Consider the following 14,156-nt stretch of genomic DNA (forward strand, 5'->3'; position numbering starts at 1 on the left):
TATGGCTATAGCATTGTTGATTTGGGTTGCCACAATCGCTTTTTCACTGATATGCGGTACAATTCTGTGTTATAAAGTCGAAAAGTCAAAAGTGAAGCGCTGGGGATATTCCGGAAAACTATTTAAATAGGAGGTGGTGACAGGAATGTGGTATATTGCTGTATTTGCATTTTATTTACTATTTATCGTGTGGACATGTCTGAAGAGCTTGAAGAATGTTGAATCCATGTCAGACTTTACAACTGGCGGACACCGGATGGGCTTATTTATTGGTGTTGGCACGTCTGTTGCCACATGGGTCAGTGTTGCCTCTGTCATGGGGGTTCCAGGTTATTTATATAGTTCGGGAGTGGCAGCCATCATAGGATGGGTTGCGGGATGGTTTTTTGGTACCGCTTTAATTCCGATTGTTGCATATAAAGTCAGGAGACCGGAATCGCCGGCAAAAACTTTCCCTGAATTTATTCATCTCCGGTATGAACCATTAAAAAAGAATAGCCAATTGCGGACGCTGGTTGCGGCACTTATGCTTGTTGGATATTTTGTTTTTACGCATCTGCAGGTAGTCGGATTTGGAATTGTTTTTTCAACCATTACAGGTATGAAATACGAAATAGCCATTTTTGCTTTTCTCGTTTTCCTTCTTTTTACAAGCATAGGAGGCTTCTGGTCAGTAGCTGTTACAGATACCGTGAACACCATATTAATCATTTTAGGTGTAGTTCTGGGGGCTGTCGCTGTATTGGCTGCAGCAGGGGGATTCTCCAATATTTATGATACCCTGGCGGCTACAACTGCACCAACGGTTGTGGGAGGCGAAAGTCTATCAAAGGGTGTTTTATTATCTCCAGTCGGAACCTTTGGCTTAGGTGCGCTCTTCTCTATTTTCATATCCAATTCACTTGGGGCAGCCGTATCCCCTCACTGGGTAGCCAGAATGCTGGCACCTAAAAGCATTAAAGTAGCCATCATGCAGATGATGATCTCAGTCGTTTTGCTAATCGCCATTTTCGTTCCGTTAATCATTATTGGACTTGGTGCGAAAACATTGATTCCCAGCCTGCCGGCAGGCCAAACCACGGACTATATTATGCCGCTGGTAATCACGGAATATGCTCATCCTTTAGTGGGAGCACTTACTTTAGTCGCTTTATGTGCGGCAGCTGTATCGACAGCCAATTCCATGCTGCTGCATTGCGGGACATCGCTTTATTATGATATTTACAAAAATATATTCACATCAAAAACTACTGAGGAAAATTCGAAAAAGCATTTAAGGTATACCGTTCTGGCACTTGGTGTTTTAGCTGTGGTGAGTGCCATTAAACCGCCAGTGCTGCTGGCAATGGGATTCACGTATGTGTACGGAGGATTCGGAGCCGCTTTCTTCTTTGTCGTCTATTTAGGTTTATATTGGAAGCGAATGAACAGCGCGGGTGCATATGCCAACATTATTGTTGGTACGGCTGTATATATCATTGCCAAGGTATTGGGAGCAACTAATCCATTTATCATTGCTCTGGCGGCTGCTTTTGTAAGCGTTTTAATTGCCGTTAAAATTGGCAAGAAAGCACCGCTTGAAGCGTATGAACCTTATTTTGAAAGCGAAATAAGCAGCTCAACCAAAAAGGTTATCTCAACTATTCAGGATGATTATGCTCAGGAAGAAAACATGCAAAAGACGGCTTCCGGGTCGAAAGAGGCAGTTGAGGGATAAAGAGGAGATGGGCTTAAAAATGAAATTATTAGGGAAGGTTGCTGTCATTACCGGTGCAGGGCAAGGCATCGGTGCAGCCACAGCTAAGAAATTTGCAAAAGAAGGAGCAAAATTAGTCTTAGCTGATTTAAATGAGAAGAATCTATTGGATAGGGCAGAGGAAATTAGAAAAGCCGATGGAGAAGCCATCTATGTTGTATGCAATGTGGCAGATCGGAATGAAGTCAGTCAATTATTTGAAGAAGCGTTAGTCCAATACGGCCGTGTAGATATTGTCATAAACAATGCCGGTATTGTTCAGGATGCACAGCTGACAAATATGACAGAATCCCAATGGGATCAGGTCATTGATGTAAATCTAAAGGGTGTTTTCAATGTCGGCCAGTATGCAGCAAAAATAATGAAAGATCAGGGAAAAGGAGTCATCCTTAATGCCTCTTCTGTTGTAGGGATATACGGCAACTTTGGCCAGTCCAATTATGCCGCAGCTAAATGGGGAGTAAACGGAATGACTAAAACCTGGGCGAAGGAACTGGGGAAATACGGGATTCGTGTCAATGCCATTGCCCCTGGATTTATTGAGACGGACATGACCAGCGTTCTGCCTGAAAAGGTAAAGGACATTATGAAAGCAAAGTCGCCCTTAAATCAAATGGGCAGACCCGAAGACATAGCAAACGGATATGCCTTCCTGGCTTCAGACGAAGCGCGCTTTATCACTGGAGCCATTTTGAGTATAGATGGGGGACTTGTAATCTGATTTGGTGACAGGCACCACCCGAAAAATCTTGTTTCACAAAAGTTTCATGAGGATGTAGAGGCAGGCGCTCGGAATGAGTAAGCTTCCTTTCAAGATCCACACAAAATTACAGAGGTATAGTCAGGCAGTGCTGCTGTCAGGCTATGCCTTTTTTCTTGGTTTAGGGAGAAATGACTTTATTAGGTCAAAGAGCCTGATCCTCTGTCCCGGTTAAGTCTCATATTCTGTTAAAAAATGAAATTTTTCTACAGCATATTTCGTGCAAAATAGATCTAATTTCCTGTTCTGAAAACTGTTAATCAGGTCTTTTGATTCTTATATGAAAAATTTGGATTTGATACCTTTATAGTGTATTAAAAAAATTCTGAATAATATAACTAGGAGGTAGGGGATGAGGATTAAAAGATCAGCAGTGGCCTTATTAATGTTCATGTTAATCTTCTCCAGTTCGGTATCTGCAGCCGCTGTGCCTGAGAAAACACCGAGCAGCAAGGGAGAAGAAAACCGCAAGACCATCCAGGAAATAAAGAAAAGCGAGCTGGACAAGCAGTACAGCCAAACTGATATTGTCAGGGTCATCGTGGAGATGAAGACAGAGCCATCTGTCCTTTATGCCCAAAAGCAAAAGAAGAAGTATAAAGAACTTCCAGATGCAACAAAGCAGAAGCTGAAAAATGAAAAGCTGTCTGAACAGCAGAAGGTAAAGGATCGCGCTAAAAAGAATAAAGTGAAAATGATTGAGCGCGAAAGCTTTACGACGATCGTAAATGGCTTTAGTGCTGAAATGATGTATGGAGACATTGAGCTTGTAGAAGAAATGCCGGAAGTGGCCGAAGTACAAGTGGTCAATGAATACGAAAAGCCGCAGGAAAAGCCGGATATGCTCTACAGCAAAGAGCTCGTACAAGCTCAGGAAGCTTGGCGTGATTATGGATTTAAAGGTGAGGGCATGGTAGTCGGGGTCATTGATACCGGTATGGATCCTTCTCACCGCGATATGGTTTTAGCCGATGAATCAGAAAAGGAATTGACGAAGGCGGAAATCTCCAAGTTTAAAAAAGATAATGGTCTTCTAGGAAAATATTATTCTGAAAAAGTACCATATGGATACAACTATATGGATGAAAATGACACGATCCGTGATATCGGCCCGGATGCTTCCATGCATGGAATGCACGTTGCCGGAACTGTCGGAGCGAATGGCGATGAGGAGAACGGCGGCATTAAAGGAGTAGCACCAGAAGCCCAGATACTTGCGCTTAAAGTTTTCGGAAATGACCCGAATATGCCTTCTACATACAGTGATATTTATGTAAAGGCAATTGATGATGCGATTGTACTTGGTGCAGACGTACTGAATATGAGTCTTGGTTCAACGGCCGGGTTCGTCAGCCCAGAGTCAGCTGAACAAAAAGCGATTGCCAGAGCAGTAGAAAACGGCATTTTAATGTCTATTTCTGCGGGGAACTCTGCGCACTTTGGAAATGGATTTGCAAATCCAAGCAGTGAAAACCCGGATATCGGTGTTTCCGGATCCCCTGGGGTATCCTATGACTCTCTGCAGGTAGCATCCATTGAAAATACCTTCATGGATCTTGATGCAGTGAACTATCAATACGGTGAAGAGTCCGGAAAAGCTGCGTTTTTATCAGCAGGAAATGTTCACCCGAACGATGTTGAGACGAAAACATTTGAAGTGGCATACGGCGGACTGGGCAAGCCTGAAGAGCTGTCGGGTGTTGCAGGAAAATACGCTTTAATTCAGCGAGGGGAACTGGCATTTGTTGATAAAGCGAAAAATGCCCAGGCCGCAGGAGCCGTTGGGGTCATTATCTACAATAATGCTGACGGATATGTCAACATGGCGAGCGATCCGTCCATTACAATTCCGCAGCTGTTCATGCTGAAGACTGACGGTGACAAGCTGGCAGCAGCCATTCAGGATGGGCAGACAGTTACTCTTTCTTTTAACGGGGAAAAAACAAAATCAGCAAACCCTGAAGCAGGCAAAATGAGCGCCTTCACTTCATGGGGATTAACACCAAACCTGGACTTCAAGCCTGAAATTACAGCTCCGGGCGGACAAATTTATTCTACTCTTGAGAATAACCAGTACGGTATGATGAGCGGTACATCCATGGCAGCTCCTCATGTATCCGGAGGTGCGGCACTTGTTCTTGAGCGTGTGGATACAGAATTTGGCATAACCGGCTTTGACCGAGTCAACGTTGCGAAGAACCTGATGATGAATACAGCGGCACCGGTCATTGATAAAGGAACCGTAAACAGTGCATTTAATTGGAATATCCCGTATTCTCCGCGCCGCCAGGGTTCCGGCATCATGCAGCTTCATTCGGCATTATCTTCTCCTGTTATCGTAACGGAGGCTTCAACGAATGAAGGAAAAGTGGCTTTAAAAGAAGTAGGCGATACATTTGAATTTACTCTAAAAGCGCAAAACTTCAGTGATGAAGATGTGGCTTACGATGTAGCAGCGAATCTTCAGACTGATTTTGCAGCCTATGGAGAGATGGGATGGGCAGCAGATGAGTTGGAAGCTCAGAAGATTTTAGATGCTTCTGTAAAAGTGGATGGCCAGGATGCAGCAGTGGTAACCGTTCCTGCGAATGGTTCTGTAAGCTTTAAAGTAAGTGTGGATGTCAGCAATGCAAAAGTGGTTGATCCTTCAGTGACAGGAAACTGGGACACTCCTCTGGAAATCAACGAGGTATTCCCGAATGGATACTTTGTGGAAGGGTATGTCACTTTGACAGACTCAACTGACGTGAACCCGCAATTAACGGTTCCTTATGTAGGCTTCAAGGGTGATTGGGACAAAGCTCCGATCCTTGACGGCATGAAGTATGATGACAGTTCTTTCTATGGAATGGCAGGAGCTGTTTCTGAAACAGCCGAGGGCTATTCCTACTTGGGATATGATCCGGTAAATGACGCATTCAGCGGTGATGCGATTGCGATATCTCCGAACGGAGACAAAGTTCAGGATCAATTCATTCCGGTTCTTTCATTCCTGAGAAATGCGAAACAAGCAGAATTCGCAATTACAGATGAAGATGGAAAAACACTAAGAAAGCTGCGCACGGAAAACAGCCTCCGCAAGCATTATTACGATGGAGGACTTGGTCCGAACTATACGCTTAACCCGAATTGGGGCTGGGATGGAAAAATCAGCAATCAGCTTGCACAGGATGGACAGTACTATTTTGAGATTAAGTCTGTCATCGATTATGCAGGAGCAGAATGGCAGTCCGTGAAAATCCCTGTGAAAGTGGACACGGCTGCGCCAAGCGTACAGGCTGAGCTTATCGAAGGCAACACAGCCCTAAAGCTGGAAGCAGCTGATAACCCTGACGGTTCAGGCATTTCGTTTATTGATATTTTCGTAGATGAAGAGTCCATTCTGGAAGAAGCGCTAAGCGGAGATACAGAAGAATTTACTCTTCCGGAAGAACTGGAAGCTGGCACAAATGTTAAGGTTGTAGCCTACGACTTTGCCGGCAACTCTTCCGAAGCAACTGTGGAAGTGGGCGAAGTGAGCAATGACAAGACCGTTCCATACGTGTACCTTGATGAGCCTGCGGCGCTTGAAGTGTACAACACGAATGAACTCACTGTCAGCGGCACGATTAAAGAAGAGTCTGGCATGAAGGAATTCACCATTGCCGGAACTCCTATTGAGACAACTTACAACGAAGCAAAAGGCGAATATGAATTTGAAACAACGATGACGTTTGAAGATGGCGTTCACAGCCTGGAAGTGAAAGCAGTGGATACTGCGAATAATGCGATTTCTTTCAAACGCACAATCATCGTCGACGCGACAGGCCCGACGGTCGAAATCGATGGACTGCCTTCAAGCAAATACATTAAGCATAACAAGAAAGACCCTGTCATCAACATCACAGTGACAGATAATTTTGACCAGCTTCGCTTCTCTCAGGACGGCAGCGAGCTGTTCTACCAGGAATTTCAGGAGCCTTATGCAATGAGAGGCATCGAAAAAGAATTCAAAAATATTAAACTTTCTTTGAAGGAAGGCTTAAACGTTTTCACGTTCGAAGCAGAGGACCTGGCCGGCAACAAAACAACCAAGACGGTCGAACTATACAAGCTGAAAAAAGGCGAACAGCCTCCGCAAAACCACGAAACTCCTGATGGCCCGGTGAAGCCTGGGAAAGGGAATGGAAAGAAAGATAAGTAATAGTATGGGGAAACCCGGCTTCCTTTGGTGGAGCCGGGTTTTCTTTTTGAGGAGATGGCGAGCAGAAGGGGATTTTGCAAAATAGACGAAGAGGATCTGCAAATAGAACGCTGATTTTGCAAATAGAAAAGCACTTTTTGCAAACAGAAAATCAATCTGCAAATAGATGAATTGGACCTGCAAATAGAAAAGCTGATTCTGCAATTAGAACCTTTAATCTGCAAATAGGATCATAAAACGTGCAAATAGACCAGTCTCTCTGCTGCAGACTGGTTATAAGCTGAAATGATTGTTGACTATTCAGTTGAACTGTATTATCTTATTATTAAGTTGAACTATATAGCTGAACTGAATAGAGGCTGAGAATATGAAACATAAATTATTGCCGTTATCTGAAACCATGCATTATATTTTATTAGCTTTGCGTGAGCCGCTCCATGGCTATGCCGTCATGCAGAAGATAGAAGAGATAAGTAACGGTACTGTTATTTTAGCAGCTGGTACATTATACGGTGCGATTGAAAACCTGAATAAGCATGGCTGGATTGAACCTGTCGGAGAGTCAGGCAGGAGAAAAGTTTATATGATTACTGCGGAAGGAAGTCAAATTTTGAAAATCGAACAAAACAGGCTGCAGCATATTTTATCCCTGTACGAAGGAAGTGAATCGAATGAAGAAACTTAAGATGTTTTTTGATATTGAAAAAGAGGAGCACTGGCTGAACGAGCAATTGCAAAAAGGCTATCGCTGTACAAACATTGGCGGATTGGGAATATACACTTTCGAAAAAACAGACAAGAAATATGTGATGCGGCTCGATTATCAAGATTATTTATCAAAGAAAAAATTCGAAGATTACAAAGGGATATATGAAGATTTCGGCTGGGTTTATATAAGTGGGCCATGGCTTGGCGGAATTCGATATTGGCAAAAAGAGGATGATGGTCAAAGTCAAATTTTCTCGGATCGCCAATCAGAGAGTAATTATTATCGAAGACTGATGGGGTATTCATCTGGTTTGGGGATACTGTTATTGTCTTTTTCGTATATGATTTACAAGGATTCAGGCTTATATTTAGCCGAAGGTCTTTGGAGTATGGAGGGTGCAATATTTTGGAAAGCCTTTTTATTTGAAACTCCATTTGTCCTTTTAAGGCTGCTTCCAGTCTTTATGGCTGTGTTCTTCGGAAGCAGTTTCTGTAAAGCTTATCGTAAGTATTCAATGTTAAAAGAGAAATAGTGCAAGTGGGACAGGTCAACTGTCCCTTTTTATGGCTGAACATGAAACTTTCCCGCCTGTAAAATCGTAAACTATTAAAAAGGGGGACTGGTTGTGAAAGAAAATAGCGGCAGGTTTGATTTTTACTCGGCCATTATTATTTCAGTGATAGCCATATTCTTAATGATCAGGAACATGTTAACGGACATAGATTTCTTTTCCGTGACCAATGCTTTGGCTGTTTTTGCTCTAGTAGTATCCCTCAGGCAGTTGTATACCCTAACCATGTCATCCCGGAAAGGGGAACCATCATGAATATGATCCTTTTTAGAATGGAAGGCAAAAATAAATAGCGAATGGTTTAGTGTAAGGCGGGAAGCTGGTGTGCAGAATGAATCTGTGCACTTTTTTTGGTGCTTGTTAACTTAAACCACAGGAGCTGGAGGAGCTTCGGATCATCCGAGGCCAGAGTTCGAACCCGGGTTAACTTCGTACATAGAAAGTAGAAATCCGAGGTGCAGAGTCTGAACCTGGTCCAACTTCAGACACAAAAAGCAGGAAACCTGCAGCCAGAGTCCGAACCTGGTCCAACTTCTGACACAAAAAGCAGGAAACCTGCAGCCAGAGTCTGAACCTGGTCCAACTTCAGACACAAAAAGCAGGAAACCTGCAGCCGGAGTCAGAACCTGGTTCAACTTCTGACACAGAAGGCAGGAAACCTGCAGTCAGAGTCAGAACCTGGTCCAACTTCGGACACAAAACACAGAAAAACGCGAGTTAGAGTCCGAACCAGTATTAACCAGGAAAAATCAGGACCCGAATACCACTCATCTGCGCAAAAACATCAAACACCACAAAAAAACCTGCTGTTAAGAAATTTGTAATAACTATATAATGTTTTGGTTAGAATCTTTGTTTATACTTCTTTCAAGACTATCAAGCTGGGTTCAACCCGGCTATTATGATACAAAACCGGGGTGACTGGATGTCCATAAAAAAACGATTGATTTTATCGAATATAGGGATGGTGCTGCTCCCTGCTGTTTTATTTTTACTGCTTGAGATGGTCATTGGGTATGTATTGTTTTATCCTGTGAAAGGTTCGGTGGATCAGGAGGATCTCGAATTTTTCCGGTCGATTCGGATTTATCTGCTGGTCGGAGTGCTGGTTTTGACCAATGGTATCCTGACTTTCCTTGTTTCGAAAAGCATTATTGCTCCTCTCCTCCGGCTGAAGCAATCGGCAAATGATATCAGCAGAGGAAATCTGGATACAAAAATAGAGGTTTCCGGGAAAAAGGATGAGCTGAACGAACTGGCCATGGCGTTTGAAAGCATGAGAAGCCGATTGAAGGAGGCGGATGCCATGCAAAAGCAATATGAAGAAAATCAGAAGGAATTGATTGCGAGCATTTCCCATGATTTGAAAACTCCTTTAACCAGCATTAAGGGCTATATCCGGGGCCTGTCAGATGGTGTGGCGAATACGCCGGAAAAGATGGAACGGTATTTGGGCACGATTGAAAAAAAGGCGGATGATATGGAAGCTTTGATCTCAGAGCTTTTATTGTATTCCAAGCTTGATTTGCCGAATGTTCCTTATGATTTGAGGGAGCTGGATTTAGCGTCCTACTTTGATGATTACCTAGAGGAGCTTCGGTTTAATCTGGCAGAACAGCCTGTCAGCCTCCGTCTTGAGTGCGAGCCGAATCAATCGTATCGCGTGCAGGCTGACAGGGATAAATTGAATCGCGTTGTTGGCAATATTGTGCAGAACAGTTTGAAATACATGAAGGAAGGCAAGAAAGAATTAGTCGTCAGGCTGTCGTCAAAAGCGGAGGACGTCACAGTTGAAATTCAGGACAATGGTGCTGGCGTCTCACACGACGAGCTGCCTCATTTATTTGACCGCTTTTACCGTACGGATGTCTCCCGGAATTCTGCTACAGGCGGCAGCGGGCTGGGTCTGGCCATTGTAAAAAAGATCATCGAAGGCCACGGGGGGACCGTTTGGGCAAGTGGCGGAGCCCAACAGGGACTTAGTATATTTTTTAGGTTAAAAAAGGGGGGAAGATGATTGGAAAAAATCTTAATCATAGAAGATGAGCTAAGTATTGCTGAGCTGGAACGGGATTACCTGGAATTGAATCATTATGACGCAGATATTGCGGCGACGGGTCAGGAAGGCTTGGAGCGCATAAAGGAAAACGCCTATCGGCTGGTGCTGTTGGACCTGATGCTGCCGGATATGGACGGCTATGAAGTCTGCAGGAAAATCAGGGAAATCTCGGAAATTCCCATTATTATGGTGACCGCAAAAAATGAGGATATTGATATGATCCGGGGATTGGGCCGCGGAGCGGATGATTATATTGCCAAACCTTTTAATCCCAATCAATTGATCGCCAGGGTGAAGGCGCATATAGCCAGGTATGACAGGCTGACTTCCAGCGGTCCTTTCAAGGATGAAGACATCAGGATTGGGGATTTGCTGATTCAGCCGGGCACACGGAAAGTATTTGCAGGCAATCAAGAAAAAATCCTTACAGCCAAGGAGTTCGATCTGCTGCTGTTTATGGCTTCCTCCCCGAATCAGGTCTTCAGCAAAGAGCATCTGCTCGAGCAGGTATGGGGATTTGATTTCTATGGGGATATCACAACCGTGACAGTTCATATCAGAAGGCTGAGGGAGAAAATTGAAAAAGACCCATCTGAGCCGGATTATATTGAAACGGTTTGGGGTGTGGGCTATCGATTTAAACGGTAAGAGCGTATAGATTTCTATGCGTTCTTTTTTTATTTCCGGATTTAATATTTCTGTAAGAATTTGATAAGAGTGCTGTTAGAACCTCTGCTTAGAATGGGTTTTGTAATCGAAATAGGAGAGGGGACAAAAGGAAATGCCAAAAAGAACATTGGCTGAAAATAGTTATATAGGATTGGGCTTGGTCTATCTGGTCTGCCTGCTGATTCAGTTTTTGCTGGCGGGGATGTCGATCTTTGGTGATCCGTCCAAGTGGGCCGCCCATAAGATGTTTGTGCATTTGTTTGGATATGCCATTCCGGTCCTGATGGTGTTCAGTGCGCTGGCAGGGGGCTTTTTCAAGCAGATCTATAAGGAACTGATGATAATTTTCCTGCTGCTGTTTGCCATGTATTTCACTGCCAATATGGGCTGGAAAATCAGCTGGCTTGGAGCGTTTCACCCGGTTGCGGGAGTACTGTTACTTGGGGCAGGCACGGCTGCAATACGGAAGGGTTTGAAGGGGCCGCAGGAGTCTGTTCGCTCCATGGAAAAAAACAGAGGGCTGCTGGTTTGGGTATTGGCTGGTGCAGCCGGCGGATTAACAGCAGGTGTTATTTTATCTAATCTGATTGGAATCATTAGTTTCTATGTATTCGATCAGCCAGCGGGGATAAAATTTCTGCCGTTTTATCTGGCTGCCTTATCCGCGGTGATTGTACCTGCCTGGCAGTATAAGAAGAAACAAAAGATGAAGGAGGAAAAGCAATGAAGCAAAAACTGACGTATTTCTTTATGGTTTCATATTTATGGATCACCTTTATTATGCTGGGGGCTTTTGTATTGGAGGTATTCATGGTATATCCGAATATTTTTCATAACGTGCCGGAATCGTTTGAGGTTTCGATGGATTTTATGGAGGTTGCAAGTCCCCATACGTTTTTCCCGCCGCTTGGGTTAGCGAGCTGGATCACCGGGGCTGGGGCGCTGATTCTGGTGTGGAAAATAAAATCTGCCCGACGCTGGGTTTTGGGAAGTATTCTTGTCATGATTCTCTTAGGGCTCATCTCCATGGTATTTGAATGGCCGAGAAATGAAATTATGTTTATTGAGGGGCAGAGTGTTCATTCAGTTGAATTTCTGAAACAAACCGCAAGGGAGTTTCTGATGATCAATTGGATCAGAGTAGCGTGCAATACGATTGGCGCTGTCATGGTGTTTGTGGGATTTTTAAAGTTTTATAAGAAGCAATTGCATGAAAGAGCGTAGGGAAATGGAAAGGGACAGGCGGGCCTGTCCCTTTTTTAATCGTTTATTTCCCCGCACCCGGGCCAACACGGCGTGTAACTGTATCCGTTTTGGCAGGATCGGTTTCGGAGGTGCTTGTAAATGTAAGGCTTGTCGGTACAGGCTTGGTTTTTGGAATTTTTACGTAAACTGGAACTTCCACTGTTTCACCGGCTTGCACTTCAATCACATTATGTTCCAGCATGAGCTCCCAGCCGGCTTCCGTCTTGGCATTAAGGCGGATAAGATCCGCAGCATTGCCCGTATTGGTTACCTTGAAGGAATAGGCTGCCACCTTGCCGGGAGCGGCAAATTGAACTTTGCTGTTTTCAGCTGAGACTCCTCTTGCGGCAGGGCCGGATTCATCCATATGGCGGACGGCAACGCGATAGGAAAGTGCTCCTTCATTATCCGCCTTTTTATTTAGAATGTAGAAGTGAAGACGGTTATGCTCGTCCTTATATTCGCTGACAACGCCCTCTGCTGTGCCTGCCTTGAAGAGGGAATCGGAAAGCTGTCTGTAATCTCCTTTGGAATACATAGCTTCTGTTCCGTCAGGACGTTTAAAGTCCACCTTGTTAATATCTTCTGCATGTGAGTCGATGACCCAGATGTTTGGTGCTGCTTCCGTATTTTTGGTTTTGGCAAGTAGAACTCCGGAGTCTGGAGTGAAGGAGTCGAATCCTACTCGGTCCACTACTTCCACCGTATAGTTGTTATACCATTTTTCCCCGCGCTGCATGTCAGCACGCCAGTCGTCCTCCAGTGAATTTTTTGGCGTCAGATCTTCCATGCTGATGTTAATGCCGTGAAGGGCATTGCGGCCAAACTCTTCACCGGCCGGTACCGCACGTGCCAGGATATCAGTAAATACAGGTCCGGATTCAGCCAATTCCTCCCTGCTGATGTTCAAATACTGGTCTTCCGATAAGAAGCCTTGCTTGATTTTGTTTCGGAGCATGTGATGCGCCGGCGCTGATCCGCCCAGAGTAGGGAGCACCATCCAGCGTGTATGAGGCCCTGCAGGCCCATTAAAGCTTCCCCGGCTCATTAATTCCCAAGGTCCGGAATAGGAGCGGGAAACAGGCTTTCCATATGGATTGTTGTAGTTATCCCCCAAATTCATAATATGGCCAAATTCATGAGCGAACGTTCCCATTCCATCGTTTTCACCCTGGATCGAAACACCCCGGCTTGCACTGGACCAGATGCTTTTCGCAGCAAGCCACGAAGTCCAAGGCACATAGCGGGTATTGGCGGAATTCGTGAACCCTTCAAAAGGCGGGCCAAATTCCTTCGCCACATCTTCTGCTGTCTGGAACATCATTTCCCCAAACTCCTGCCAGACACCTGACTCATCATATCCGGCATGCAGGATGAAGGTGAAGTCGTAATTTTTTCCTGATGCTGCGATATCCGCTTGCGCCTTTTCCATTGCTTCAGATCTTAAATTTTTTGCCTGATACTCTCCCGGCATATTGGATTGCTGCCCAAATTCGTTCAGTCCGTACTGGAATTCATTGTGGTCCATACGATAGGTTCCGAATGAATCCAGTTCAACAGCCCATTTGCCATACGAATTTTCTCTCCAATATTCATTGATTGTCCGATGATTATTCAGCGGCTGCGGCTTGTTCAGGAAATCCACCCAGAACTGGCCGATTTCATCGCGCGGGATATTGCCGATGCCAATAGGGTTGCCTGCGACTTCAGATCCTTCCGGCTGGCTTAAAATAAACTCCCGGTCAGGAAAATCGACAATGACAAGCGCTCCCCGCAATACTCTTTCAGGCTCAATATCAGCCGTGCGCCAGTCAATTCCCGGCACGGGCCGGTAATCTTCCCAGGTCATATCCTCAGGAAGCTCCCAGGACTGCACATCTGCGGGTTCCGGGAAATCTTCAAGACCCGGTTTTTCTGCATAAGCCGCTGAAGAAATGGTCATTAAAAGAAATGCAGCAAATAATATAAAAGATTTTTTCAATTGCCTCAACTTATTTCGCCCCCCTCAATTCTAGTATTCTGGTAAATTATACAATTTTGTTTCGGTGATAAAAATATAAAATATTTAAAATATTCAAAATGATAGAGAAGACCTAAGACTGGATGCCTGAATTAAACTAAAATCAGAGGGCATTGGTAGTATTTTCGAAGCGGGAGGGACATCAAAGTTAAGGCTGCCGAAAAAGGGCAGCCATTCTTTATTT

12 protein-coding genes are annotated in these 14,156 nt (G+C 44.5%); 11 read left to right on the forward strand and 1 reads right to left on the reverse strand.

What is annotated here, in order from left to right:
- Nucleotide 1 precedes the first annotated feature (1 nt).
- The 11 genes from PBF_RS26970 (at nucleotide 2) to PBF_RS00785 (ending at nucleotide 11,931) form a co-directional block, all read left to right on the forward strand.
- The gene (locus PBF_RS26970; protein ID WP_268745091.1) at nucleotides 2-130 is read left to right on the forward strand and encodes a hypothetical protein; all 129 of its coding nucleotides are present in this window, start codon (nucleotides 2-4) and stop codon (nucleotides 128-130) included.
- A 15-nt stretch (nucleotides 131-145) separates the two neighbouring features.
- On the forward strand, nucleotides 146-1,717 hold the full coding sequence (locus PBF_RS00740; protein ID WP_035325760.1) for a sodium:solute symporter family protein: 1,572 nt from the start codon (nucleotides 146-148) through the stop codon (nucleotides 1,715-1,717).
- Between the two features lie 19 nt (nucleotides 1,718-1,736).
- Nucleotides 1,737-2,477 (forward strand): 3-oxoacyl-ACP reductase FabG, encoded by a 741-nt coding sequence (gene fabG / locus PBF_RS00745; RefSeq protein ID WP_035326586.1) that lies wholly within the window; start codon nucleotides 1,737-1,739, stop codon nucleotides 2,475-2,477.
- 391 nt (nucleotides 2,478-2,868) lie between these two features.
- On the forward strand, nucleotides 2,869-6,699 hold the full coding sequence (locus tag PBF_RS00750) for a S8 family serine peptidase (protein WP_035325762.1): 3,831 nt from the start codon (nucleotides 2,869-2,871) through the stop codon (nucleotides 6,697-6,699).
- A gap of 367 nt (nucleotides 6,700-7,066) precedes the next feature.
- Nucleotides 7,067-7,384: a PadR family transcriptional regulator gene (locus PBF_RS00755; RefSeq protein WP_035325765.1), complete on the forward strand. Its 318-nt coding sequence runs from the start codon at nucleotides 7,067-7,069 to the stop codon at nucleotides 7,382-7,384.
- Entirely contained in the window at nucleotides 7,371-7,940 is a 570-nt protein-coding gene (locus tag PBF_RS00760) for a DUF2812 domain-containing protein (RefSeq protein WP_035325768.1), read from the forward strand. The genes PBF_RS00755 and PBF_RS00760 overlap by 14 nt, the downstream gene beginning before the upstream one ends.
- Nucleotides 7,941-8,033: 93 nt before the next feature.
- Nucleotides 8,034-8,234: a hypothetical protein gene (locus tag PBF_RS00765; protein WP_035325771.1), complete on the forward strand. Its 201-nt coding sequence runs from the start codon at nucleotides 8,034-8,036 to the stop codon at nucleotides 8,232-8,234.
- A gap of 670 nt (nucleotides 8,235-8,904) precedes the next feature.
- Nucleotides 8,905-9,996, forward strand: coding sequence for a sensor histidine kinase (locus tag PBF_RS00770; protein WP_035325774.1), 1,092 nt, complete (start codon nucleotides 8,905-8,907; stop codon nucleotides 9,994-9,996).
- Nucleotides 9,997-10,686, forward strand: coding sequence for a response regulator transcription factor (locus PBF_RS00775; protein ID WP_035325777.1), 690 nt, complete (start codon nucleotides 9,997-9,999; stop codon nucleotides 10,684-10,686). It begins immediately after the preceding gene.
- Nucleotides 10,687-10,819: 133 nt separating this feature from the next.
- Nucleotides 10,820-11,434, forward strand: a complete 615-nt coding sequence (locus PBF_RS00780; protein WP_035325780.1) for a DUF5957 family protein — start codon at nucleotides 10,820-10,822, stop codon at nucleotides 11,432-11,434.
- A complete protein-coding gene (locus PBF_RS00785; RefSeq protein ID WP_035325787.1) occupies nucleotides 11,431-11,931 on the forward strand; it encodes a DUF1772 domain-containing protein in 501 nt (166 codons plus the stop codon). Before PBF_RS00780 ends, PBF_RS00785 begins: the two co-directional genes overlap by 4 nt.
- A 43-nt stretch (nucleotides 11,932-11,974) precedes the next feature.
- Here the strand turns inward: PBF_RS00785 and PBF_RS00790 are convergent, their stop codons facing one another.
- A complete protein-coding gene (locus tag PBF_RS00790; RefSeq protein ID WP_035325790.1) occupies nucleotides 11,975-13,942 on the reverse strand; it encodes a M6 family metalloprotease domain-containing protein in 1,968 nt (655 codons plus the stop codon).
- Nucleotides 13,943-14,156 lie beyond the last annotated feature (214 nt).

It is taken from the genome of Cytobacillus firmus DS1 (assembly GCF_000565285.1).
GTDB lineage: Bacteria > Bacillota > Bacilli > Bacillales > Cytobacillaceae > Cytobacillus > Cytobacillus firmus_A.

Excerpts from the sequence above, each read along its gene's own strand:
- PBF_RS26970 (WP_268745091.1), top strand. The coding sequence starts at position 2 with ATGGCTATAGCATTGTTGATTTGGGTTGCCACAATCGCTTTTTCACTG.
- PBF_RS00740 (WP_035325760.1), top strand. The coding sequence starts at position 146 with ATGTGGTATATTGCTGTATTTGCATTTTATTTACTATTTATCGTGTGG.
- fabG (WP_035326586.1), top strand. The coding sequence starts at position 1,737 with ATGAAATTATTAGGGAAGGTTGCTGTCATTACCGGTGCAGGGCAAGGC.
- PBF_RS00750 (WP_035325762.1), top strand. The coding sequence starts at position 2,869 with ATGAGGATTAAAAGATCAGCAGTGGCCTTATTAATGTTCATGTTAATC.
- PBF_RS00755 (WP_035325765.1), top strand. The coding sequence starts at position 7,067 with ATGAAACATAAATTATTGCCGTTATCTGAAACCATGCATTATATTTTA.
- PBF_RS00760 (WP_035325768.1), top strand. The coding sequence starts at position 7,371 with ATGAAGAAACTTAAGATGTTTTTTGATATTGAAAAAGAGGAGCACTGG.
- PBF_RS00770 (WP_035325774.1), top strand. The coding sequence starts at position 8,905 with ATGTCCATAAAAAAACGATTGATTTTATCGAATATAGGGATGGTGCTG.
- PBF_RS00780 (WP_035325780.1), top strand. The coding sequence starts at position 10,820 with ATGCCAAAAAGAACATTGGCTGAAAATAGTTATATAGGATTGGGCTTG.
- PBF_RS00785 (WP_035325787.1), top strand. The coding sequence starts at position 11,431 with ATGAAGCAAAAACTGACGTATTTCTTTATGGTTTCATATTTATGGATC.